The 21,485-nt window shown below is 30.9% G+C and carries 27 protein-coding genes; 9 read left to right on the plus strand and 18 right to left on the minus strand.

Annotated elements, in window-relative coordinates; all coding sequences use genetic code 11:
- Nucleotides 1–97 precede the first annotated feature (97 nt).
- Nucleotides 98–916 carry a GIN domain-containing protein gene (locus tag INR78_RS01500; RefSeq protein ID WP_223077187.1) on the plus strand — a complete coding sequence of 273 codons (819 nt, stop codon included), beginning with the start codon at nt 98–100 and terminating at the stop codon, nt 914–916.
- 73 nt (nt 917–989) lie between these two features.
- Here INR78_RS01500 and INR78_RS01505 read toward each other — a convergent pair whose 3' ends face one another.
- The 4 genes from INR78_RS01505 to trxB all read right to left on the minus strand — a co-directional run bounded on the left by INR78_RS01505 (nt 990) and on the right by trxB (nt 4,761).
- Nucleotides 990–1,568, minus strand: a complete 579-nt coding sequence (locus INR78_RS01505; protein WP_223077188.1) for a YceI family protein — start codon at nt 1,566–1,568, stop codon at nt 990–992.
- 110 nt (nt 1,569–1,678) lie between these two features.
- A complete protein-coding gene (locus tag INR78_RS01510; protein ID WP_223077189.1) occupies nt 1,679–2,947 on the minus strand; it encodes a hypothetical protein in 1,269 nt (422 codons plus the stop codon).
- A gap of 28 nt (nt 2,948–2,975) precedes the next feature.
- Nucleotides 2,976–3,560 carry a YceI family protein gene (locus INR78_RS01515; protein WP_223077190.1) on the minus strand — a complete coding sequence of 195 codons (585 nt, stop codon included), beginning with the start codon at nt 3,558–3,560 and terminating at the stop codon, nt 2,976–2,978.
- A 217-nt stretch (nt 3,561–3,777) separates the two neighbouring features.
- Nucleotides 3,778–4,761 carry a thioredoxin-disulfide reductase gene (gene trxB / locus INR78_RS01520; RefSeq protein ID WP_223078014.1) on the minus strand — a complete coding sequence of 328 codons (984 nt, stop codon included), beginning with the start codon at nt 4,759–4,761 and terminating at the stop codon, nt 3,778–3,780.
- Between the two features lie 164 nt (nt 4,762–4,925).
- Between trxB and INR78_RS01525 the strand changes: the two genes are divergently transcribed.
- Nucleotides 4,926–5,354: an arsenate reductase family protein gene (locus tag INR78_RS01525; RefSeq protein ID WP_255593098.1), complete on the plus strand. Its 429-nt coding sequence runs from the start codon at nt 4,926–4,928 to the stop codon at nt 5,352–5,354.
- A 67-nt stretch (nt 5,355–5,421) separates the two neighbouring features.
- Here the strand turns inward: INR78_RS01525 and INR78_RS01530 are convergent, their stop codons facing one another.
- The 7 genes from INR78_RS01530 to INR78_RS01560 all read right to left on the minus strand — a co-directional run bounded on the left by INR78_RS01530 (nt 5,422) and on the right by INR78_RS01560 (nt 8,634).
- A complete protein-coding gene (locus INR78_RS01530; RefSeq protein ID WP_223077191.1) occupies nt 5,422–5,871 on the minus strand; it encodes a PA2169 family four-helix-bundle protein in 450 nt (149 codons plus the stop codon).
- A 20-nt stretch (nt 5,872–5,891) separates the two neighbouring features.
- A complete protein-coding gene (locus tag INR78_RS01535) occupies nt 5,892–6,053 on the minus strand; it encodes a DUF1328 domain-containing protein (RefSeq protein WP_223077192.1) in 162 nt (53 codons plus the stop codon).
- Nucleotides 6,054–6,225: 172 nt separating this feature from the next.
- Entirely contained in the window at nt 6,226–7,308 is a 1,083-nt protein-coding gene (locus tag INR78_RS01540; protein ID WP_223077193.1) for a DNA topoisomerase IB, read from the minus strand.
- Nucleotides 7,309–7,743 (minus strand): hemerythrin domain-containing protein, encoded by a 435-nt coding sequence (locus INR78_RS01545; RefSeq protein WP_223077194.1) that lies wholly within the window; start codon nt 7,741–7,743, stop codon nt 7,309–7,311. It abuts the gene before it with no gap.
- 12 nt (nt 7,744–7,755) lie between these two features.
- Nucleotides 7,756–7,959 carry a hypothetical protein gene (locus INR78_RS01550; protein WP_223077195.1) on the minus strand — a complete coding sequence of 68 codons (204 nt, stop codon included), beginning with the start codon at nt 7,957–7,959 and terminating at the stop codon, nt 7,756–7,758.
- The gene (locus INR78_RS01555; RefSeq protein ID WP_223077196.1) at nt 7,959–8,306 is read right to left on the minus strand and encodes a hypothetical protein; all 348 of its coding nucleotides are present in this window, start codon (nt 8,304–8,306) and stop codon (nt 7,959–7,961) included. Before INR78_RS01555 ends, INR78_RS01550 begins: the two co-directional genes overlap by 1 nt.
- A gap of 1 nt (nt 8,307) precedes the next feature.
- On the minus strand, nt 8,308–8,634 hold the full coding sequence (locus tag INR78_RS01560; protein WP_223077197.1) for a YtxH domain-containing protein: 327 nt from the start codon (nt 8,632–8,634) through the stop codon (nt 8,308–8,310).
- Between the two features lie 192 nt (nt 8,635–8,826).
- On the opposite strand from INR78_RS01560, the gene INR78_RS01565 reads away from it, so the two are divergent.
- From INR78_RS01565 to INR78_RS01585, 5 genes are all read left to right on the plus strand, one after another.
- On the plus strand, nt 8,827–10,191 hold the full coding sequence (locus tag INR78_RS01565; RefSeq protein WP_223077198.1) for an NAD-dependent succinate-semialdehyde dehydrogenase: 1,365 nt from the start codon (nt 8,827–8,829) through the stop codon (nt 10,189–10,191).
- Between the two features lie 363 nt (nt 10,192–10,554).
- Nucleotides 10,555–11,133, plus strand: a complete 579-nt coding sequence (locus tag INR78_RS01570; RefSeq protein ID WP_223077199.1) for a TetR/AcrR family transcriptional regulator — start codon at nt 10,555–10,557, stop codon at nt 11,131–11,133.
- A gap of 9 nt (nt 11,134–11,142) precedes the next feature.
- Nucleotides 11,143–11,775 carry an NAD(P)H-dependent oxidoreductase gene (locus tag INR78_RS01575; protein WP_223077200.1) on the plus strand — a complete coding sequence of 211 codons (633 nt, stop codon included), beginning with the start codon at nt 11,143–11,145 and terminating at the stop codon, nt 11,773–11,775.
- A gap of 19 nt (nt 11,776–11,794) precedes the next feature.
- The gene (locus tag INR78_RS01580; protein ID WP_223077201.1) at nt 11,795–12,952 is read left to right on the plus strand and encodes an iron-containing alcohol dehydrogenase; all 1,158 of its coding nucleotides are present in this window, start codon (nt 11,795–11,797) and stop codon (nt 12,950–12,952) included.
- A gap of 189 nt (nt 12,953–13,141) precedes the next feature.
- Nucleotides 13,142–13,663, plus strand: a complete 522-nt coding sequence (locus INR78_RS01585; RefSeq protein ID WP_223077202.1) for a 5'(3')-deoxyribonucleotidase — start codon at nt 13,142–13,144, stop codon at nt 13,661–13,663.
- 15 nt (nt 13,664–13,678) lie between these two features.
- Here INR78_RS01585 and INR78_RS01590 read toward each other — a convergent pair whose 3' ends face one another.
- The 7 genes from INR78_RS01590 to INR78_RS01620 all read right to left on the minus strand — a co-directional run bounded on the left by INR78_RS01590 (nt 13,679) and on the right by INR78_RS01620 (nt 19,227).
- Nucleotides 13,679–14,065 carry a VOC family protein gene (locus tag INR78_RS01590; protein ID WP_370632483.1) on the minus strand — a complete coding sequence of 129 codons (387 nt, stop codon included), beginning with the start codon at nt 14,063–14,065 and terminating at the stop codon, nt 13,679–13,681.
- Nucleotides 14,065–14,466 carry an OsmC family protein gene (locus tag INR78_RS01595; protein ID WP_223077203.1) on the minus strand — a complete coding sequence of 134 codons (402 nt, stop codon included), beginning with the start codon at nt 14,464–14,466 and terminating at the stop codon, nt 14,065–14,067. Before INR78_RS01595 ends, INR78_RS01590 begins: the two co-directional genes overlap by 1 nt.
- Before the next feature lie 48 nt (nt 14,467–14,514).
- Nucleotides 14,515–15,480 (minus strand): TIGR03571 family LLM class oxidoreductase, encoded by a 966-nt coding sequence (locus INR78_RS01600; RefSeq protein ID WP_223077204.1) that lies wholly within the window; start codon nt 15,478–15,480, stop codon nt 14,515–14,517.
- 146 nt (nt 15,481–15,626) lie between these two features.
- Entirely contained in the window at nt 15,627–16,565 is a 939-nt protein-coding gene (locus INR78_RS01605) for an aldo/keto reductase (protein ID WP_223077205.1), read from the minus strand.
- A 4-nt stretch (nt 16,566–16,569) separates the two neighbouring features.
- Nucleotides 16,570–17,775, minus strand: a complete 1,206-nt coding sequence (locus INR78_RS01610) for an MFS transporter (RefSeq protein WP_223077206.1) — start codon at nt 17,773–17,775, stop codon at nt 16,570–16,572.
- Between the two features lie 2 nt (nt 17,776–17,777).
- The gene (locus tag INR78_RS01615; protein WP_223077207.1) at nt 17,778–18,530 is read right to left on the minus strand and encodes a type 1 glutamine amidotransferase domain-containing protein; all 753 of its coding nucleotides are present in this window, start codon (nt 18,528–18,530) and stop codon (nt 17,778–17,780) included.
- A gap of 124 nt (nt 18,531–18,654) precedes the next feature.
- Nucleotides 18,655–19,227 (minus strand): Crp/Fnr family transcriptional regulator, encoded by a 573-nt coding sequence (locus tag INR78_RS01620; RefSeq protein WP_106676121.1) that lies wholly within the window; start codon nt 19,225–19,227, stop codon nt 18,655–18,657.
- Nucleotides 19,228–19,419: 192 nt separating this feature from the next.
- Here INR78_RS01620 and INR78_RS01625 point away from each other — a divergent pair, with 192 nt between their 5' ends.
- Nucleotides 19,420–20,052, plus strand: coding sequence for a transglutaminase family protein (locus tag INR78_RS01625; RefSeq protein ID WP_223077208.1), 633 nt, complete (start codon nt 19,420–19,422; stop codon nt 20,050–20,052).
- A 213-nt stretch (nt 20,053–20,265) separates the two neighbouring features.
- Nucleotides 20,266–21,165: a DMT family transporter gene (locus INR78_RS01630; protein WP_223077209.1), complete on the plus strand. Its 900-nt coding sequence runs from the start codon at nt 20,266–20,268 to the stop codon at nt 21,163–21,165.
- Nucleotides 21,166–21,485: the final 320 nt, after the last annotated feature.

The following is a 21,485-nucleotide window of genomic DNA, read 5'->3' on the forward strand; positions in this document are numbered from 1 at the left end:
AACCATTATTAACCACTAAAAGTAGCTACCATCTCAAACAAAATAAAGTTTGGGATGGTTTTTGTTTATATTTGTTCATATCAATATAATTTATAAAATGAATAAAACCTTACTTCTAATTTTATGCGCACTAATATCTACACTATCTCTTGCGCAAGATAAAGTAAAAGGTAGCAGAGTGTTATCTACCAACACAACAGACATTAACCCTTTTAACAGACTATTACTAACCGAAGATTTTGAGGTAAAACTTGTAAAAGCCGAAACTGCTGCAGTAAAAATTGTAACGGATGAAAATCTTCATGATTACATAAAAATCATTGATAAAGACAGCACACTTACCTTAAAAACAACAGCAAAATTAAGATTTAAAAAACAAGAAATTACCGTATTTTATACAGATGTTTTAAATACAATTGAATTGAAGGAAGAAGCAGAAATGTTCTCTGAAAACAGTCTGAAATTTACAGACTTAACTTTAGTAACTAAAGATAACTCTAGAGCTTTTTTAACTGTTGAATGTACAATGATTAAACACATAAATGAAGGTAAAGCAAGAAATAAATTAAACATTACTGCAGATAATGTTACTTTAGAATTAAATGGTGACAGTAAAATTGAAGCATTAATTAATGCCTCTAAAATTGAAGCAGATTTACTAGAAAGTGCAGATGCACAAATAGAAGGAGACGCTAAAGACTTAGACTTAAACGTTGATAATTCTTCTGAATTTAACGGAGAAAAACTTAGCATTAAAAACATAAACATTACAACTCTTAATCGTGCAGAAGCTAAGGTAAATGCGTCTAGAGACCTCAACATAAATGCTTCTGGCACTTCAGAAATTGAAATTTATGGTAGTCCAAAAATCAATATAGAATCTTTTGAAGATAATGCTATTTTAAAGAAGAAATAATTGTTAAGATTAACGTATAAAAAAAAGGTGTTTAAATTGATCTAAACACCTTTTTTGTTTTATCATTTGTAATTTATTTTTGAGCAAAACTTAAATTAAAGTTTATTTCAATTTCATTAGAAACGACTATCAAACCTAAAGCTTTTTTAGGCGCTTCTAGACCAAAATCTGTAATATTTAATTTTAATTTTCCGTAAACACAAAGTGCTTCTTTATCTTTAATTGTTACTGGTAAAGTGTAAGATTTTGTTTTACCTGCTATAAAGATTTCAACCTTTGCTGTTACTGTGTTTTCTTTTTTATTAGTTTTATTTATTTCTTTTAAATGAAGTTTAATTTCTGGATACGTTTTGGTTTTTAAAAGCTTATTAAAATCTTTATTTATAGCCTTACTTCCGCAGTCAAAACATTGATTATCTAACACCAATTTTGCTTGATCAAAAACTAATTTATTCTCTTTAATTTGATAATAAAGTGGTATTGGGTTTTCTATTTGTTTTAAATCAAAATCGCATTTAAAACTGTTAACATTGGTTTTTCCTTTAATCAACAGTTCGCTTTTTGGTAAGATTACAACCGAGGTATTGTTAACCATAACTTTAGTAAAAGCCAATGTTGAAAAAACAACAAGTATAAAAATTAACTTTTTCATGATTACAATCCTGATTTTTTAAATTTACAAAACAAACCTCAAAACACATGAGGTCTGCTTTGCAATTTATGTAAATTAAACTAATTCAAAATATTACAATAGTTTATGTGCTAGAAACTAATTGCAGCTTCTACCATTAACCCTTTAAATTCTCCTTCATCGTATAATCCTCCTGTAAAACCATCTCCGTCATAAGTTTGGTTTACGTATTCAGCTTTTAGTAAGATGTTTTTAGTCATAAACCATCCAGCTCCTACTTGGAATCTATCTATATTTACATCTCCTCCAACTTCTTCAGAGTCTACTGTATTGTATCTAGCTCCTAGGTAAACATTTTCTTTTTCTCCAAAACGGTAAACTACTTCTCCTGCATATTGCATTGTGTTTCTTGTATCTGTATCTCCTGAAGATTTACCTGTAGCACTTTCTACTGTTCCGAAGAATTCTAATCCTTTATACTTAACAAATGGGTTAAACATAATTGCTGTTATACTGTTTTTAAAACTAGGAGAAAAACGTCCTGATCTAAAGTTATCTGATGTAGCAGATTCTGCTTGCATTACGTGGTAGTATCTAGATCCTGTACGGTCTGCTTTATAAAGATATAGGTTTGGCACATAACCTGTGTTGTATAAAGATCCTGTTAATCTAAATCTAAAGTCATCGTTAAATTGCTTATCGTAACCTAACTTAGCTAAGAAAGAAGCTCCACCAGTCATTCCTGAAGCATTTTCTTCAACAGATTGGTTTAATTTTCCGTTAGCGAAACCTAACATACCAATGAATCCGTTTCTTTGGTAGTATACTTCTGCACCAACTTCTGTTGTAAACGCATCCATAATTAAGTTTCCTACAAATGGGTTATACATTGTTTGTGCGTTATCACTTCTTCTAAAGTGAGCATCACCATAGTTGTTTTCCATGTGACCAATTTTGATAGTAGTATACTTCATTAAATCACTTAATAAACCTTCATTAATAAAGTCTAAGTTATCAATTTGAAAATATCCTCCTTTTACATATGGTTCTGGATGGTGTCTAGAAGATAAATAAGTTCTTAAGTGCATTCTCACACCTTTAGCTAAAGCTACATCTAAATCTAAGTTTGCTGTTGCAAGGTTAAAGTTGTAACCAATTCCTGCTAATGGTACAGCACCAGAATTGTAATGATCTAAAGCTTGATATTGTAATGTTGATGCACCACCAATTCTAACTTTTACGTTTTCAAATGTAGATAAAGTATCTTTTGGTGCTTCAAATACATTGATACCGTTTTTATCTGGTTGCCTGTAATTATCTAAGTTTCTGTTTTGCGCAAATACGCTTAATCCTGATAGCATTAAAACTACTATTAATGCATGTTTAAATATTGATTTCATTTTGTTTAAGTATTTAATTAGTTATTGTTTATTGTAATTTGATATTGAATTTTATTGTTAAGTCGTCACCTGTTTTTATGGTTCCTAATAATGCTGTTGGTGGCTCTACACCGTAAGAGGTCATTTTGATAGACTTTTCTCCTACTATAGACACTTTATTATCTTCTGTTTTTAATTTAAATTTTAAAAGAATTTTTTGAGTGTTTCCTGTAATAGAAAGGTTTCCGTAAGCTTCTACACTATAAGTATTATCACTTACTTTTGTAATGCTTTTTGTGCTTAAATAGTTGAATTTTATTGAAGAATACTTATCTGTTTCTAAAGCTTTATAAGTGTTTTTGTCCATAGACTTTTTACCACTTTTTAAACTTTCGGAAATGATTTCGACATTTAATTTCTTAATGCTTAACGCTTCTTCTGAAACTTCAATCTGTAAGCTTCCTTTTACATCTTCTGCATCTACGTGCCAATCGTGTAAACTTGAAGTTCCATAAACTTTTAAATCAGAACTTGCATTACTTACTTTATAAGATTGAGAAAAAATTTGTATTGAGAAAGAGAGAAAAGTAACTAGCGTTAATAATGTTACTTTTAATTTGATTTGAGAGTTCATAGTAATTTGCTTTAAAATTATATGACAAATTTCTGAAGAAACTCTGCCTTATTTTATGACAAATATCAGCATAAATCAAATTTGATATTTAACCAGAAATACTGTTAAAACTCTGAAAAAAATTAATTACTATAACGTTTTATTTCTAAATAAAACGCATAAAAAAACCGAAGCTGATTTGCTTCGGTTTATCTTTGTAAGATTTAACTTACTTTATTTAGTAGTTTGTTGCTGTATTAACTTCAAAAGAAGCATCTTTAGCTGCTAGGTAACGCTCTGCATCTAATGCTGCCATACAACCTGTTCCTGCAGCTGTTATAGCTTGTCTGTATACATGATCTGCTGCATCTCCACTTACAAAAACACCTTCTACATTTGTTTTTGATGTACCTGGTTTTGCATTTATAATATAACCTGTTTCATCTAAGTCTAAATAATCTTTAAAGATATCTGTGTTAGGTTTATGCCCAATTGCTACAAAAAATCCTGTTGCAGGTATTTCTTGCTTTTCTTTAGTTTGATTATTAAATACTCTTACTCCAGTTACAACTTGTCCATCTCCTAAAACCTCATCGGTTTCTGTATTATATAAAATCTCTATATTTTCAGTATTTTTAACACGTTCTGCCATGATTTTAGAAGCTCTAAACTCGTCACGTCTTACTAACATGGTTACTTTTTTACAAAGTTTAGAAAGGTAATGTGCTTCTTCACAAGCGCTGTCTCCTGCTCCTACAATTACAACTTCTTGATTACGATAGAAAAATCCATCACATACTGCACATGCAGAAACACCGCCACCAAGTTTTAGATATTTCTGTTCAGACTCTAAACCTAAATATTTTGCACTTGCACCAGTAGATATTATTATAGTATCGCTATGTATTTCGGTTTCATCATTAACCCAAACTTTATGTACATCTCCAGAAAAATCTACTTTAGTAATCCATCCATTTCTAATATCTGTTCCAAAACGTTCTGCTTGTGCTTGTAGCTGTAACATCATTTCTGGACCTGTGATACCTTCTGGGTAACCTGGGAAGTTTTCTACATCATTTGTAGTTGTTAATTGTCCACCAGGTTGGTTACCTTGGTATAAAACAGGATTCATATTTGCTCTAGCTGCATAAATTGCTGCTGTGTAACCAGCAGGACCAGAACCTATTATTAAGCACTTAACTTTTTCTATATTATCTGACATATTTAATTTCATTTTTATTGTATAACAAAAGTAGTTTTTTTAATAAAAACCTTACGTAGAAGTTATTAAAAGTTATTATCTACAAATAAAGATTGTTTATATTTTGTTGTTTTTTACATTAATTTAAGACCCTTTTACGCTAATTATTACTAACTTACGGTAATATGAAAAATAAAAACCAAATGGGAGTGATCGCTACTAACAAAAACCAAAACATTTTAATTTACAGTTCTGAAAACAGTATTGGCAAACAAGCCTTAGCTTATCTTGAAGATAGCAAAAATAAAGTGTTTACTATTGATGTAACAAAAACAAAGGTTTCTGGCACACAATGGTTAGAAATATTTCAGAATTTAAAATTACATCCAAAAGATTTTGTTAATAAAGAGCATCCTGATTTTACAAAAAATTATAGTAAGGACGTCAAATTATCTAAACAAGATTGGATTAAAATCGTGCAAAATAGTCCTGTTGTTATTACTAATCCGGTTTTAATTGTAAAAGATAATTTTTATAAAATAGAAACACCTTCTGATATTAGAAAATATTTAGATAACAGCTCTGAAGAAATTGACGAAAAAAAACACATATGATATGTATTTTGTTATCATAAAAAAAGGTCTGAAAATATTCAGACCTTTTTCTTTTTCTATTTGATTATTATCTTAAATCTTCTAACGATTTGATATTTGATAATCCGTTAGTTATTGTTGCTTTCTGCTTTTCTAAGATGTTTTTTGTTGACATTGGTAGTGAAGTTTCGTTTAATACTTCCTCATACTCTTCTACAGCAGATTTTTCGCCTCTAATTGCTTCTTCTAACATAGATTCTTCATTATCTGAAGAAAACACTTTTTTTACATCCATCCAAGCTCTATGAGCATCTCCAATTAAACTTCCTCCTTTATCTACCTCTTGATTAAAAGATTTAATTTCTCCTTTTAATTCATGTCCAAACTGATAACGCTCTTGTGCTTTTTGATTAAAATAATTTTTTAAAGCGCTATTTTCTACATTTTCTGCAGCTTTTTTAAATCCTTTTTCTGCATCATATGTTTTTTCTAATAAGTTGTTTAGTTTACTTCCTACTTGTTCTGTGTAAGTTGCCATAATTTTTGATTTTTTAGTTGTTAGTTTTCTGTGATCTCTTTGTATAAAGAACCAACGAATAAAGCAACAAATAGAAAGAAACATAGTTTTGCTAGAAAAGCTAAATTTCCTGCTATGTTACCAAACCCTAAGATGGCTGCAATAAATGCTAAAAATATAAAGAGAACAGTCCAACGTAACATGTTATACTTGTGATTAATTAAAAGACTTGACTTTCAAATCTCATTATAAAGATAAGAGTTACATTAGCCACAAACAGCCTGTTTAACAATGGTTTAATCTAAGTTTAACGGCTATTAACAGTAAAAAATCTATTTTAAGATGGCTTTAAGATTAAAGTTGTTTTTACTAAGATTATAGTTTTACTGTATATGATTTTAAAAGGTGTTTTAAAGCTTTTTCTGAAGAAGTGAAATATTCTGTTTCAAGTGATTGTTTTTTTGCTTTATTAAAAAACTGTTCTATACTTCCAACTTCATAACTACTAATTATTGCTGGATGTATATAATATTTTTTGCAAACATTTCTTGTGTTTCCTAATTCTTTAGCAGCGACGTCTATTGCTTTAAGAATATTTTTTTTGTTTTGGTTTTTATCATTTTCTGTTCCTAATTCTAACAACGATTCAAAAAATATTATAGATGCTGCCCATGTCCTAAAATCTTTTGCAGTAAAGATGGTACCGCTTATGTCTTTTAGGTATTGGTTTAATAATGTGCTATCTATTTTTTGCTTGTTTCCTTCTTGATCATAGTACTGAAATAACTCCCAACCAGGAATTTCTTCACACTTATTAACAAGTCTAATTAACTTTTTATTTTTAATTGAAACTTTGTGTTCTTTTCCTTTTTTACCTACAAACTCAAACTGAATTTTATCTTTATATGTATTTACGTGTCTTGTTCTTAATGTGGTTAGTCCGTATGTTTTATTCTTCTTTGCATATTGACTGTTACCTATTCTTATATGTGTTTCTTCCATTAATTTTACAACCAATGCTAAAACCTTAGATTTTGTCCATTGTTTTTGATCTAAATCTTGGTCTACTTTTTTTCTAATATTGGGTAGATGGTTTGCAAACAAAACCATTTTGTAGTATTTGGTTTGGTTTCGTATTTCTTTCCATTTTTGATGGTATTTATACTGTTTTCTTTGTTTTGCATCTCTACCTACAGCCTGAAGATGTGTGTTTGAAAGTGAAGAAATTTTAACTTGGCGCCAAGCTGGTGGAATTACTAAACCTTCTATTCTTTTAAGTTGTGCTTGATCTGTCAAATTTTTCCCTTTATATATAAATATGAAGGTTTTATTTTCTTTTAATCTTTGAATATTTAGATGTGAAGGATTGGTATAAACCAAATCAAATTCTTCTATAACCTTTTCTGGTTGTAAAAGAATTTGATTGTAAAGTTTTTTATTTATTGATGTGCTTTTCACCTATAAATTTTCTATCATGTAACTTCTATATTTTTTAGCTAAGTCTTCTTTTTGCTTTTGATTAAACACTTTTCCTGCTAATTGAAAGAATGAATGTTCTTCATCTTCTAGATGATGTTCTACTTTTTCTTTTAAATCTTTAGCATATTTTAACCAAGCTGAAGAGTCATAGTCTGTATCTTCTAGCTTTTCTATAAGTTCATCAATTTCATGATGTTCTGCAATACCATGTCTGGCTTTATCTTGCATCATATCATCACTTATCAATGGTTTATAAAAATGTCTTTCTTCTGCATCTGCATGGACTTCTAGTTCTTTTTTCAATTTCTTAAAAATTGTATCACGCTTATCTGTATCTCCTGTGGTTTGTACAAGTTGATCAAGTAATTCTCTTTGCGTATCGTGGTCTTTTCTAATAGATTCAAAAATATTCATATTAATAGCGGTTTATTTTATAATTTTTTTAATTAACATCATTATTCCTACTTTGGATGCCATTTTAAAACCTGTTTGCACCCAAGTGTAAGGCTGTAAAGTATCTTTAAAGTCGTTTTTGACAACCTTAAGTTCTTCCCAAGCAATTTGCTTTTCTAATTGTAATCTATGCAAGTCCCTTTTTATATCTTCTTGTGTTTTATATCGTGTTTTCATTAATCAAAAAAGGTTTTTGAAAGTGATGCAATGACTTTGTTATTTATCTTACTTCTAAACATATAAAACAATACAGAAATAAGTATAAATATTGCACCTACTATTAGATAACCTAATGATACGCTATCTAAAGCTTTACCTATACCGATTGCTGCAGATATTGCTAAAAACAAAAGTCCAACTAAGACAAAAGCACCAACTACTACAGCTTTTACCAACAAGCTTACAGAAGATGTAAGTTGTTGGAAAATTTTAAGTCTGTAGTACTCGTGAGATTTTTTTAAAAACTCTTCACCTTTATCTACCGCTTGACTTGAGGTTTGGTTGATTTGTTCGAATACAGACATTTTATTTCTGTAATTTTTTATTTCTTTCTTTTAAATCTTTAAGCTTCTTTTCTAAGGTAGCAATAACATCATCTGCTTTGTAACTTGCATCAGAAACCACACTTTCTAATTGTGCATCTAAAGTTGCTTTTTTTGTTGTTAAAGTATTAGCCACTTGATCTTTTAGATCCATTGCACTAGTAGCAAGATTCTCTTTAGTGGCTATAGCTTCGTCTCTTAATTTTCTTCTTGTATTACTTCCTTTATCTGGTGCAAATAAGATTCCTAAAGTTGCTCCAATTGCTCCTCCTAATAATAATCCTAATGCTGAATTTGTGTTGTTACTCATAATAATTTTTTTTGATTGTTAATATTAATTTGAAGTGAAACGTATCATTAACGCCTCATCTCAAAATTAATAAGTATTTATTGAAATATTCTTAATTAAAATTTAAATAAATTGATAAAAGTTTGTTAAAACACATTTTACCAAAAAATTTTTTACGAATAATTCATAATTTTAACATAAATAAAATTTACTATGAAAAACTCAATTATAACATCAAATCCTTACAATCAAAAAGAACTTAAAACTTACAATTATCATACAGATAATGAGTTAAAAATAATTCTTAATAATGCACAAAACACTTTTGAGAACTGGAAAACTAAAGAAATAAAAGAGCGTACAAACCTTTTACAAAACTTAGCAAACATATTAGAAGATAAAAAAGAAACTTATGCAAAACTTATGACTGAAGAAATGGGTAAACCAATTTCTCAAAGCATTGCAGAAATAGAAAAATGTGTTTGGCTTTGCGATTTTTATATTACTAATGCAGAAGATTTTCTTGCAGATAGTATTATTGAAACAGACGCTCAAGAAAGTTTTATTAGTTATGATCCTTTAGGTGTAGTTCTTGCTGTAATGCCTTGGAATTACCCATTTTGGCAAGTAATGCGTTTTGCTGTACCTTCACTTACAGCTGGTAACGTTGGCTTGCTTAAACATGCTTCTAATGTAACTAGTACAGCATTAGCAATTCAAGATTTATTTGAAGAAGCTGGTTACCCAAAAGGTTGTTTTCAAACGTTGTTAGTTAACCACGATCAAATTGAAGATATTATTGAAAACGATATTGTTAAGGCTGTTACACTTACAGGAAGCGAACCTGCTGGAAAAAGCATAGCTGCTACAGCAGGAAAAAATCTTAAAAAAACAGTTTTAGAACTAGGAGGAAATAATGCTTGTGTGGTTTTTGACGATGCTAATTTAGATAAACACATAGATACTATGGTTAAGGCTAGAATGCAAAATACTGGTCAAAGCTGTATTGCTGCCAAACGATTCATTATATCTGAAAAAATTTATGATCAGTTTTTAACTCGCTTTAAAGAAAAAGTTTCTAAGCTAAAAGCTGGTAATCCTGAAGATTCAGACACTTTTATTGGTGTTATGGCTAGAGAAGATTTAGCTGAAGAGTTAGAACAACAAGTTAATAAATCTATAGACTTGGGTGCAAAAATAATTTTAGGCAATAAAAGAAATAAAGCTTATTATGAACCTACCATTATTACCGATGTGACTGAAGATATGCCTGTTTTTAAAGAAGAAACCTTTGGTCCTGTTGCTGCTGTAATCAAAGCAAAAGATAACGAACATGCAATTAAGTTAGCTACAAACTCTAGATTTGGTTTAGGTACTATGATTTTTACTGAAAACACAGATAATATTTATAATTACATAGGAGATATACCTGATGGTGCTTTGTTTATTAATGATATGGTAAAATCTGATCCTAGATTACCTTTTGGTGGCACAAAAGCTTCTGGATATGGAAGAGAATTATCTAAAGAAGGAATTTTAGAATTTGTCAACAAAAAAACTGTTTATATTAAAAAGTAAAGCGACTGCTTAAAACTGTTATGCTACATTTGTAGTTTTTATTCATTTTACATAATCAAAAAAACACGTGCATACTATTATAAAAAATGTACCCGTTGGTATGTTTTCTTAAATAATCTATTCCGTTAACAGTATCTGTAGTATACCCTAATTCTGGTATGTAATATGATACATTAATAGTTTTTTTTCAGCAACGTTATATCTATAAATTTATAAAAAACTAATATCAATGTATCAAAAGTTTACATTTCAGGAAGAGGTTTAAATATTATAGTATTTTAGGTTATGAATAATTAAACCTTTGTTAAATAAATAAACGTTCATTTATTTTTTAAATAGCTTTGCATTGTAGAATTAAAAGTAATGGCAAAACTTCAAAAAAGTATAGACAAACGTAACGCTTTAATTAAGGCAACTATTGATTTGGTAAACAACAATGGTTTCCACGCTACACCTATGAGTAAGATTGCTAAAATGGCTAATGTATCGCCAGCAACGATCTATTTGTATTTTGAAAACAAACAAGATTTAGTAAATCAAACCTATATAGAAGTAAAAAGTGAATACACCAAATATGCGTTTAACGGTTATAATGCCAATGCTCCTATAAAAGAAGCGTTTCAATACATCTGGAATCGTATTGCAGATTTTAAGCTTAAGCAATGCGAACACGCTTTGTTTTTAGCTCAATGTGATAATACACCTATGATAGATGAAGCTAGCAGACAAGAAGGCATTAAACATTTACAACCACTATTAGATTTATGGGCAAAAGGTAAAGCCAAAGGTATTATAAAACCATATACAGACTATATTTTATATGCCTACGCTATAAACCCGTTAGCTTTTTTAATGTTAGCTCAAAAACGTGGCGCAATTACTTTAGATGATACACTAATAAAAAATGCTTTTGAAGCAGCTTGGAACAGTATAAAAAAATAAAAATAACCTATGGAATTATTAGATAAATTAAATTGGAGATATGCCGCTAAGGCTATGAACGGTAAAGCCGTACCAGAAGAAAAAGTAGAACGTATTTTAGAAGCTGCACGATTAGCACCAACGTCTAGTGGTTTGCAACCTTTCGAAATTTTTGTGGTAAAAAACCAAGACATTAAAGAACAAATTAAAGCAATAGCTTGGAACCAAAGAGTTATTACAGAGTGTTCTCACCTACTCGTTTTTGCTGCTTGGGACACGTACACTGCAGATCGCATAAATTACATGTTCGATTTAACCAACGATATTCGTGGTTTTAAAAATGAAGGTTGGGAAAATTACCGTCAAACGTTACTTAACGCATATCCGCAAAAGGACGAAGAAGAAAACTTTAATCACGCGGCAAAACAAGCCTACATTGCATTTTCTCAAGCTATTACAGCTGCTGCTTTTGAAGGTGTAGATGCTACACCAATTGAAGGTTTTGACCCAAAAGCTGTAGATAAAATTTTAGGCTTACGCGAAAAAGGCTTACGTAGTACAGTATTGTTACCGCTTGGTTATAGAGAAGAAGAAAATGACTGGTTGGTAAATCTTGTAAAGGTTAGAAAACCTATGGAAGATTTAGTAACCGTAATTGACTAATTAAAAAAAGAGAAAGAAAATGAACAATTTTGAATTTAAAAATCCTACCAAAATCATTTTTGGAAAGGATTCAATAGAAAAACTAAAAAATCAAATACCAGAAGGTGCCAAAGTATTAATGCTTTATGGTGGCGGTAGTATTAAAAAGAATGGTATTTATGATAAAGTAAAAACCGCTTTAGCTAATGTAGATGTTACCGAGTTTGGTGGTATTCCTGCAAATCCAGAATACGATATTTTAATGAATGCTTTAAAAATCATTAAAGAAGAAAACATCACCTATTTATTAGCAGTTGGTGGCGGTTCTGTAATTGATGGAACAAAATTTTTATCTGCTGCAGCAGTTTTCGACGGTGACACACCTTGGGATATCTTAATAAACAAAGTACGTACAGAAAACGGTATGCCATTTGGTACTGTATTAACCTTACCTGCTACAGGATCTGAAATGAATTCTGGTGCAGTTATTACCAGAGAAGAAACTAAAGAAAAATTAGCTATGGGTGGACCTGGTTTATTTCCGCAGTTTTCAATTTTAGATCCTTCGGTAATTACTTCTATTCCACAACGTCAATTGGCAAACGGAATAACAGATGCCTTTACACACGTATTAGAACAATACATGACCTACCCTATTGGTGCGTTATTACAAGATAGATTTGCCGAAAGTATTATGCAAACCTTAGTAGACGTTGCACCAAAAGTATTAGAAGACCCAACAGATTTTAAAGCGGCTTCTAATTTTATGTGGAGTTGTACTATGGCGTTAAACGGACTTATTCAACAAGGCGTTCCTACAGATTGGGCTATCCATATGATGGGTCACGAATTAACTGCTTTATTTGGTATTGATCACGCCAGAACATTAGCAGTAATTACACCTAGCCATTACAAATATAATTTTGAAGCTAAGAAAGAAAAATTAGCTCAATACGCAGAACGCGTTTGGAATGTAACTGAAGGAAGTATTGATGATAAAGCTTATGCTGCTATTGAAAAAACGGAAGCGTTTTTCCATCAATTAGGTATAGATACTAAATTATCTGATTACACAGATAAGTATGAAGGTACTGCTGAAGAAATAGAAAAACGTTTTGAAGATCGTGGCTGGAAACTTGGTGAAAAACAAGAATTATTACCAGCAGATGCCAAAAAAATAGTAACTATGGCATACTAAATTAAAACATTAAAAAGTTTGATTATATAGCGAAACAGAGATTTAAAATGACTTTAAATCTCTGTTTTTTTTATTAATTATTGCAAATATTTACAAAACAGTACTAGACTGTTAAGACTTAATTAAATATTGCGTAGTTATTTGTTAGTCTTTCTTAACCTTTGTTGCTTTGTAAAAAATATTGAAACTATGACAATTTTTGTAGACATGGATGATGTACTTGTCGATACTTACGGTAAGCACATAGAACTATACAATAAAGAACACAAACAAGAGCTTTCTCTTGCTCATATTAAATCTGGCGAAGTATGGCACAACGTGCCAGAAATGCATCAAAAAAGTATTTTACAACACGCTTACCAAGAAGGATTTTTTAGAGATTTAGAGCCTATAAAAGATGCTATCCAAGTTATGGAAGCGTTATATAACAAGCACGAAGTGTATATCGCTACTGCTGCCACTCAGTTTCCAAATTCATTAAAAGAAAAAAGCGATTGGTTAGACCAGTATATGCCATTTATTACATGGGAACATCGTATTATGTGTGGTCATAAATTTATATTAAAAGGTGATTTGCTAATAGACGATCGTACTTACAATTTAGAAAAATTTGATGGTGACACATTATTATTTAACTCACCACATAATATTAACGATACTGGATATACCAGAGTATCAAGTTGGCTAGAAATTGCAGAACGTTTGTTATAATACAAACTAATAAAGTTAAATTTCATACAGCTCAATAGGTAAGTTGTCAGGATCATTAAAGAACGTAAATTTCTTGTTGGTAAAAGGATCTATTCTAACATCTTCATGCGTAATATTTTTGGAATCTAAGTATTGTAAACTTTCCTCTAAATTGTTTACACCAAAAGCAATATGACGTAGTCCTGCCGCTTCTGGTTTCGATAAACGTTTTGGCGGATTAGGAAACGAAAACAACTCTATTATATATTGATTGTTTAATGCTAAATCTAACTTGTAAGAATCTCGGTCTTTACGATAAACTTCATTTTTTATGCTAAAACCAAGAATGTCTGTATAAAATGCTTTTGAAATTTCGTAATTTGAACAGATAATGGCAATATGATGAACGAACTGTAACTGCATTATTTTATTTGCTTAATATTACCTGTTATAGTACAAACAGCTTTTATTGTATTGTAAATAGTGCCAAATTTTTCAATATTTTTTTTAAGTAAATTTAAGTTTAGATCATCATCTTTACTGTAAATTTTTAGCTCATAAAAAATATTATCCATTCGAGGTGGTTTTTCTAAGCGCGTCGCTGTAATTTCAATTTCTGCACGTTCATATTCAAAATGCATAAACTGAGAAAAACGTTCTACATTTTTTAAAATGCAAGCAGATAATGATGATAAAAATAATTCTGCCGGATTTGGTAAAGAAAGATCAGTTTCTGAGGTTATACCGAAATCTATAGATGAAGATTTTACAGTAATAGTAGCTTTTTGATTAGCTATTGATGATGCTTGACTTTTATATTCCATAAGTAAAATTAAAAAACGGTTTAAGAACTTTCTTAAACCGCTATGAAATTAATGTATAAATTCTGGAAGCACAACTTTTTCAATTTTTGAAATCGCCTCATCTAAAGGTGTATCTGATTTTCGTAAATGTAATGCCATGTGGTTTACACCTGCCTCTTCGTAGGCTTTTAATAATTCGGTTAAATGATTAATACCAATTGCACCACCAAATCGATGTGGTTTAAACGTTGCATTATCATCTTGTAATAGATTTAAATGAAATGCCGAAATATAAGGTTTGCAAGCCTGATCTGTATCGTACAATGCTTCGCACCATCGTTTACGGTTTAAATAGGTTTCTTCTGGTGTTCTTGGATAATTAAACCAACCATTAGCATTTTTAGCAATCCACTCGAGACTTTGTCCAGAATGTCCTGCAACGACTAGTGGAATTTGATGTTTTGGCTTTGGGTACACAGCAACACCTTTATTTAAAAAAGGATATATGGTAGATAAATCGCTGTTGGTTTTCCAAGCCTCTTGCATAATATTAAGATGATCTCTAAACAATTTTGGTCGCTCTTGATAATCTATGCCATACATAGGAAACTCAACAGGTCTATCACCCAAACCTAAACCTAAAATAAGCCTGCTATCACTTAAATGTTCTATCGTAGCGGTTGCTTTTGCTAGTTTTATAGGTTGATGTAATGGTGAAACTATTGCAGCTGTACCTAACAACACGTTTTTAGTTGTGGCAGATAAATATCCTAAATAACTCAAGGTGTCAAACAACTGTGCGCCATCACCAAAATTAGGATCGTAAACGGGTACTTCTCTAATCCAAACTGCAGCAAAACCAGCCTTATCAATTTGTTTAACGTACTGTAAATGCTTGCTTATATCTGGCACACCAAATGGTCTACCGTCTTCTTTTCTTTTTTTATCGCCTTCTAAAGACCAATCGTTATCTAAAGGAAACTCAATACCAAGCGTCATTTTACCTGGTGTATATAGTTTATCAAAATTTTTCATCTGTTCAATTTTATTTGTTTTAGCGGTCAGATGGAATTAGCCAATAATCAAACGAGTCAATTTCAAGACCTGTTTTGGCATATTTCATAGCAATTTTTTCAATTCAATAACATCAGGTAACTATACAGCTACCTGATGTTGTTTTGTTAAGCATTCCAGATACTGTCTGCGGTATACGGACCGCTTTCAACTTCCCAAAATGTACCATCTATAAAGCGATGATGTTTATCTAAAGTTTCAATACGTTTCATATCGTCTTCTTTCAATTCAAAATGAATGGTATCAAAGTTTTCTTGAAGACGTTTTGGATTAACCGATTTTGGTATTACCGAAACACCACGTTGTATATCCCAAGCTAGAAGTACTTGTGCTGCTGTCATGTTATTAGCGGTTGCGATGTCGTTAATAGTCTTGTTTTTCAGCAGATTTAAATCGTCATCATCATTTGCACCAGAACCAATTGGCGCATAAGCCGTCATGTGAATGCGATGTGCTTTAGCGAATTCTAACAGTTCGTTTTGTTGTAAAAACGGATGCACTTCTACCTGAAGCATTTCTGGTAAATGTTTAGCATGATCAATAATGTCTGTTAAATCATTTTGGTTGAAATTACTCATCCCAATATGCTTAGTTAAGCCTTGTTCTAAAGCATCTTCCATACCTTTCCAAGTATCTGTAAGTGGTTTGTCTTCAAGCGGAATAAATTCTTCTGCTGTTTTAGGAAACTCGACACCCTTTTTAAAGGCAACTGGCCAATGGATGAGGTATAAATCTAAATACTCTAACTGTAAATCGTTTAAGGTGTTTTGTAACGCAGGAATAACGTTTTCTCTTCCGTGAGAATCGCTCCATAATTTTGAAGTAATCCATAAGTCTTCACGTGTAACAATACCTTCTTTAATGGCATCTGCGATAGCGTTTCCTACTTCTTTTTCGTTGCCATATACTGATGCGCAATCAATATGTCTATATCCAATTTTAATAGCTTCGTATACAGATGTGAACACTTCGTTAGGTTCTGATCTAAAGGTACCAAGACCTAAGATTGGCATTTCGTCGTTATTTCTAAATTGTAAGGTTTTCATTGTTTTAAAGTTTTTCTTTTTTGTATAAAATTAAAGTGATTAAAAATCCGACTATTACTAATATACTACCTACCCAAGGTGTTGCGCCAACACCAAGTGAAGATTCAATAATAAGTCCGCCAACATAAGCACCAATTGCAATACCTACATTAAAGGCTGCTATATTTAAAGCCGATGAAACATCTTCGGTTCCTGGTAAATATTTTTCAGACATTTTTACCACATACAATTGTAATGCTGGCACATTAGAAAAGGCTAATATGCCCATAAAAAATAGTGTAACAACCGACCATATTTGGCTAGATGCTGTAAAATAAAGTATAAATAATACTATAGCTTGTAAGGCAAACATCACCATTAAGGCTTTTCCTGGTTTTTTATTAGATACTTTACCACCTATTACATTTCCTAATGCAATTGCAATACCGTAAACTAGTAATAAAATACTCGTCATATTTGCTGAAAAACCAGTAACTTCTTCTAATAATGGTGCTAAATAAGTAAAGGTTACAAAAGTACCACCATAACCTAAAGCTGTGATAGCAAGGACCAATAAAATAGAACGGTTTTTAAGTACTTTTAACTGATCTACAATACGAAGTGGTTTTGATCTTTTAATCGACGCTGGTACCAAAACGAAGCTTGCTACCGCACCAATAATTCCTAAGATAGCGACACCTACAAAGGTGGCACGCCATCCAAAATTTTGCCCTATATAGGTTCCTAATGGTACACCAGTAACGATTGCTACAGTTAAACCTGCAAACATTATAGAAATGGCAGAAGCACGTTTATCTTCAGGTACTAAACTAGCTGCAATTGTTGAGCCTATTGAAAAAAACACACCATGCGCAAAACCTGTTAAGATTCTTGCTAAAATTAGTAAGATAAAACTTGGTGCAATAGCTGCTAATCCGTTACCAATTATAAACAATAGCATTATAGCAATTAGCAGTCGTTTTCTTGCTATTTGACTTGTTAAAGCTGTTAATACTGGTGCACCAATTGCAACACCAACAGCGTACAGGCTTACTAATAAACCTGCAGAGGATATTGAGGTGTTTAAATCGTTTGCTACTGTTGGCAGTAAGCCAACAATAACAAACTCTGTAGTTCCTATACCAAATGCACTAATGGTTAATGCCCATAATGCAGCTGGTAAACTTTTACGTTTAGATTTAGTTTTTAGAGTTGCTGTTTGCGTTTCCATTTTTAGTGTTTATCCTCTAAAAGTTCTACAATTTTTTCTGCTGCTAATTTTGCAGAAGCAGGATTTTGACCTGTTACTAAACGCTCATCTACGCTTACTTTTTCTTGCCACATAGCTGCTTTATCTACAGATGCTCCACGTTCAATAAGTTTGTCTTCTAATAAAAATGGCACAACGTTTTCTAATTTTACATTAGCTTCTTCTTCATTTGTAAATACGCTTACCGTTTTACCTTCAACTAAATAGTTACCGTTAGATAATTTAATATTTACTAAAGCCGAAGGACCATGACAAACAGCTGCAACAATACCGTCGTTTTCATAAATTTTTGCAGCAATTTTTGCTAGCTTTTTATTGTTTGGAAAATCCCACATTGTACCATGTCCACCTGCATAATAAATGGCATCGTAATCTTTAGCTTTTACTTTTGAAACTTTTAATGTGTTTTGAAGTTTATTCTGAAATGTTGAATCATTCCAATATTTATTATTCACTTCATCTTTAAGATCGAAACCATCTACTGGTGGATTGCCGCCTTCTGGACTTACTAAGGTAATTTCATAATTATTAGCTTCAAAAACCTCGTAAGCATGAGTAACTTCACTTAAATAATAACCAGTGTCTTTACCTGTATCACCTAATTCTTGATGACTTGAAAGCACCATTAATACGCTTGGTTTATCTTGTTTGTTTTGTGCTATTAAGGCAATGCTAAAAAGCAAAGCGATTGCTGAGAAATAAAATCTTGTTTTCATTGTTTTGTTTTTTGGTTTAAAATTCTAGTACAAAATTCAATGAAAAGCACTACTTGTGCGAGGATGTATATCACGATTTTAAAGTGATGTATCTCAACAAAAAAATGTGATGTATATCACTTTTTTAACCTTTAAAACGACTTAAGGTTTCTCTGGATACACCTAAATAGGCTGCAATCAGTTTTTTAGGTACACGCTGTACTAATTTTGGAAGTTTAAATAATAAAGCGTCGTAACGTTCTTCGGCAGTTTGTGTTAATAAAGACAGGATACGTTGCTGCAAACCGATAAATCCGTAATTAGATTTTATTCGGAAGAAATTTGCCATAGCTGGAATTTTTTGACAAATGGTTTCACGACTTTCTAAAGACAGACAGAAAAATTCAGAATCTTCAATACAATCTACAAAAATTGTGGCAGGTATTTGATGCTGAAATGCATAATAGTCGCTAACCCAATAGTCTTCCATAGCAAACTGAAGAATGTGCTCGCTACCTTTTTCATCTACAGCATAAGATTTTATAAGTCCGTTGATAATCCAAAATTCGCAATCTACGGGTTGTCCTGTTTGTATTAAAAACTGATGTTTTTTAAGTTTTTTATGTTCAAAATGAGGTGCAATAAAATTCCACTCTTCATCAGTAAGTGTTACAATTTCTTCAAAGTGTTGCCTTAAGAGTTGGTATTTGTCTTGCATGCTGCAAAAATAGAAATTATAAAGTTACTATTCTACACGCTTCAAATTCAATGTCCTGATAGCTGTCTTGAGTCCATTGGCTTAAACCTTTTAAAATTAGTTTCCACTTATTTAATATAACATTCATCGTGTGAACTAAAGAACATACTTTTGGATTATGCTGTAAGAGGCGAATTGTTATAAATTTGTAATATGAATTACACCGAAAAAACATATTACTACGATTACGACAGTCCTGTCATAAAAGATATTATAAAAGACGTCGAACATTTAAGCTCTCAACAAGATATTATAGAACAATTGTATCTAAAAGTTAGAGATGGTTGGCGTTATTTACCTTTTAATATTGGTTTAACAAAAGCGCATTTTAAAGCCAGTAATATTGCAAAAAAACCAGATGGACATTGTATTGATAAAGCCATTTTATACATTGCTTGTTTACGCGCCTTCAATATTCCTGCAAGGTTACATTTAGCTAAAGTATCTAACCACATTGCAACAGAACGTTTAGAAAAAGTGATTGGCACTAACGAGCTGGCACCTCATGGTTTGGTAGATGTATTTTATAATGGCAACTGGGTTAAATGTTCGCCTGCGTTTAATAAAGAACTATGTGCTATTTACAATGTAGATGTTTTAGATTTTAATGGTACCGAAGATGCAGTGTTGCAAGAATACAATAAAGACAATCATAAATTTATGACCTACATTGAAGATTATGGTCATTTTGAAGATGTGCCATTAGATTTTATAAGGGACACATTTAAATCGAATTACCCTAGTCTTTATGAAAGATTTAAAGATCAGGATCATATTGTAATTTAAAACAAATATGGTTTGCAATCATAACTAAGTCAATATTAGCATTTTTTTTTTACCTTTTTAGATAAAATTGCCTATTAAATAATTACATCTACCATCCTAATCATCAGAAGATTTCTTAAATACGAAGAATATCCTTGTGTTTTGTAGTGTATAAGATAAAAAACTTTTTTAAGAAAGGTTTAAACATTGTAAAAACTTATATTCGCGCCCATTATGTGGATGTATTTAGGGCTTTTAGCAGCACTTTTTTTAGGTTTACACAACTTGTGTAAAAAACATGCGGTACGCGGTAACGAATCTTTTCCTGTATTACTAGGTACGGTAACTAGCGGATTTATATTTATTGCCACTTTCTATGTATTATCTGTTTTTTATCCAGAGTATGCACAGCAACATGGCTATAATTTTCAAAATATATCTTGGTCTCAACACGGGTTTATAGTAATAAAGTCTTTAATAATGGCTGGATCATGGCTTCTAGCCTATCAAGCTTTAAAACATTTACCCATTACTATTGTCACACCAATTAGGTCTGCTGGTCCTTTTTTCACATTTATTGGTGCTATTTTTATATATAAAGAAGCACCTAATCTTTATCAATGGATTGGCTTTTTTCTAATTATTTTTTCAGTGCTTCTTTATTCTAAAATAGGGAAAAAGGAAGGTATTGTTTTTAAGAAAAATAAATACATTTTCGCTATTATTGGTGCCACATTTTTAGGTGCTAGTAGCGGTTTATATGATAAATTTTTAATTCAGAGTTTAAATTTAAATCCACAAACATTACAATTTTGGTTTTGCTTTTACACCATTATTATTTTAATATTAATCTTAAGCATAACTTGGTTTCCTTATAAGCATAAACGAGCTGCTTTTAAATTTAGGTGGAGCATAATTGCTGTAGGTGTTTTACTTCAAGCTGCAGATTATTTTTATTTTAAAGCTCTACAAGATCCAAAAGCCTTAATTATGCTTCTTTCTGCAATAAAACGAAGCCAAATTTTGATTGCTGTTTTGGTAGGAGGCATCATTTTTAAAGAACAAAATAAACGAAAAAAACTAGTGCCTCTTTTTGGGATTTTACTTGGTGTATTTTTAATATTATATGCTTAAAGGTTATTTTATTAATTATTCTAGAAGTTAGTTAAAAATAATCATTTTAGTTGCATATTCTAAACACTATAACAGGATTAAGAGATCTTACATTTTAACTTTAATTAGATTACAAAAAAGTTTTAACACTTTAATTTATAGCAATTTAGAATGTTTCTATGCAAAATTATTTAAGAAAACCTTAATCATTTTAAATAACATTAGTAACTTACATGAATGTAGACTTTAATAAATTGTTTAGGAAAAATTATTTTCATTAACATATAAAACCTTGAGCTTTTTAAATCAAAAGATATTAAACAAAATATCTATTATAAATG

The organism is Mesoflavibacter sp. SCSIO 43206 (assembly GCF_019904215.1).
GTDB classification, from domain to species: Bacteria; Bacteroidota; Bacteroidia; order Flavobacteriales; family Flavobacteriaceae; genus Mesoflavibacter; species Mesoflavibacter zeaxanthinifaciens.

What these genes read in the sequence shown, in the direction of transcription:
- INR78_RS01625 (WP_223077208.1), top strand. Translation starts at nt 19,420, where the DNA reads ATGAATTACACCGAAAAAACATATTACTACGATTACGACAGTCCTGTC.
- INR78_RS01615 (WP_223077207.1), bottom strand. Translation starts at nt 18,530, where the DNA reads ATGAAAACAAGATTTTATTTCTCAGCAATCGCTTTGCTTTTTAGCATT.
- INR78_RS01620 (WP_106676121.1), bottom strand. Translation starts at nt 19,227, where the DNA reads ATGCAAGACAAATACCAACTCTTAAGGCAACACTTTGAAGAAATTGTA.
- INR78_RS01510 (WP_223077189.1), bottom strand. Translation starts at nt 2,947, where the DNA reads ATGAAATCAATATTTAAACATGCATTAATAGTAGTTTTAATGCTATCA.
- INR78_RS01500 (WP_223077187.1), top strand. Translation starts at nt 98, where the DNA reads ATGAATAAAACCTTACTTCTAATTTTATGCGCACTAATATCTACACTA.
- INR78_RS01575 (WP_223077200.1), top strand. Translation starts at nt 11,143, where the DNA reads ATGGAATTATTAGATAAATTAAATTGGAGATATGCCGCTAAGGCTATG.
- INR78_RS01610 (WP_223077206.1), bottom strand. Translation starts at nt 17,775, where the DNA reads ATGGAAACGCAAACAGCAACTCTAAAAACTAAATCTAAACGTAAAAGT.
- INR78_RS01530 (WP_223077191.1), bottom strand. Translation starts at nt 5,871, where the DNA reads ATGGCAACTTACACAGAACAAGTAGGAAGTAAACTAAACAACTTATTA.
- INR78_RS01525 (WP_255593098.1), top strand. Translation starts at nt 4,926, where the DNA reads ATGAAAAATAAAAACCAAATGGGAGTGATCGCTACTAACAAAAACCAA.
- INR78_RS01505 (WP_223077188.1), bottom strand. Translation starts at nt 1,568, where the DNA reads ATGAAAAAGTTAATTTTTATACTTGTTGTTTTTTCAACATTGGCTTTT.
- INR78_RS01570 (WP_223077199.1), top strand. Translation starts at nt 10,555, where the DNA reads ATGGCAAAACTTCAAAAAAGTATAGACAAACGTAACGCTTTAATTAAG.
- INR78_RS01560 (WP_223077197.1), bottom strand. Translation starts at nt 8,634, where the DNA reads ATGAGTAACAACACAAATTCAGCATTAGGATTATTATTAGGAGGAGCA.
- INR78_RS01580 (WP_223077201.1), top strand. Translation starts at nt 11,795, where the DNA reads ATGAACAATTTTGAATTTAAAAATCCTACCAAAATCATTTTTGGAAAG.
- INR78_RS01535 (WP_223077192.1), bottom strand. Translation starts at nt 6,053, where the DNA reads ATGTTACGTTGGACTGTTCTCTTTATATTTTTAGCATTTATTGCAGCC.
- INR78_RS01565 (WP_223077198.1), top strand. Translation starts at nt 8,827, where the DNA reads ATGAAAAACTCAATTATAACATCAAATCCTTACAATCAAAAAGAACTT.
- trxB (WP_223078014.1), bottom strand. Translation starts at nt 4,761, where the DNA reads ATGTCAGATAATATAGAAAAAGTTAAGTGCTTAATAATAGGTTCTGGT.
- INR78_RS01555 (WP_223077196.1), bottom strand. Translation starts at nt 8,306, where the DNA reads ATGTCTGTATTCGAACAAATCAACCAAACCTCAAGTCAAGCGGTAGAT.
- INR78_RS01585 (WP_223077202.1), top strand. Translation starts at nt 13,142, where the DNA reads ATGACAATTTTTGTAGACATGGATGATGTACTTGTCGATACTTACGGT.
- INR78_RS01545 (WP_223077194.1), bottom strand. Translation starts at nt 7,743, where the DNA reads ATGAATATTTTTGAATCTATTAGAAAAGACCACGATACGCAAAGAGAA.
- INR78_RS01515 (WP_223077190.1), bottom strand. Translation starts at nt 3,560, where the DNA reads ATGAACTCTCAAATCAAATTAAAAGTAACATTATTAACGCTAGTTACT.
- INR78_RS01590 (WP_370632483.1), bottom strand. Translation starts at nt 14,065, where the DNA reads ATGCAGTTACAGTTCGTTCATCATATTGCCATTATCTGTTCAAATTAC.
- INR78_RS01550 (WP_223077195.1), bottom strand. Translation starts at nt 7,959, where the DNA reads ATGAAAACACGATATAAAACACAAGAAGATATAAAAAGGGACTTGCAT.
- INR78_RS01605 (WP_223077205.1), bottom strand. Translation starts at nt 16,565, where the DNA reads ATGAAAACCTTACAATTTAGAAATAACGACGAAATGCCAATCTTAGGT.
- INR78_RS01600 (WP_223077204.1), bottom strand. Translation starts at nt 15,480, where the DNA reads ATGAAAAATTTTGATAAACTATATACACCAGGTAAAATGACGCTTGGT.
- INR78_RS01630 (WP_223077209.1), top strand. Translation starts at nt 20,266, where the DNA reads ATGTGGATGTATTTAGGGCTTTTAGCAGCACTTTTTTTAGGTTTACAC.
- INR78_RS01595 (WP_223077203.1), bottom strand. Translation starts at nt 14,466, where the DNA reads ATGGAATATAAAAGTCAAGCATCATCAATAGCTAATCAAAAAGCTACT.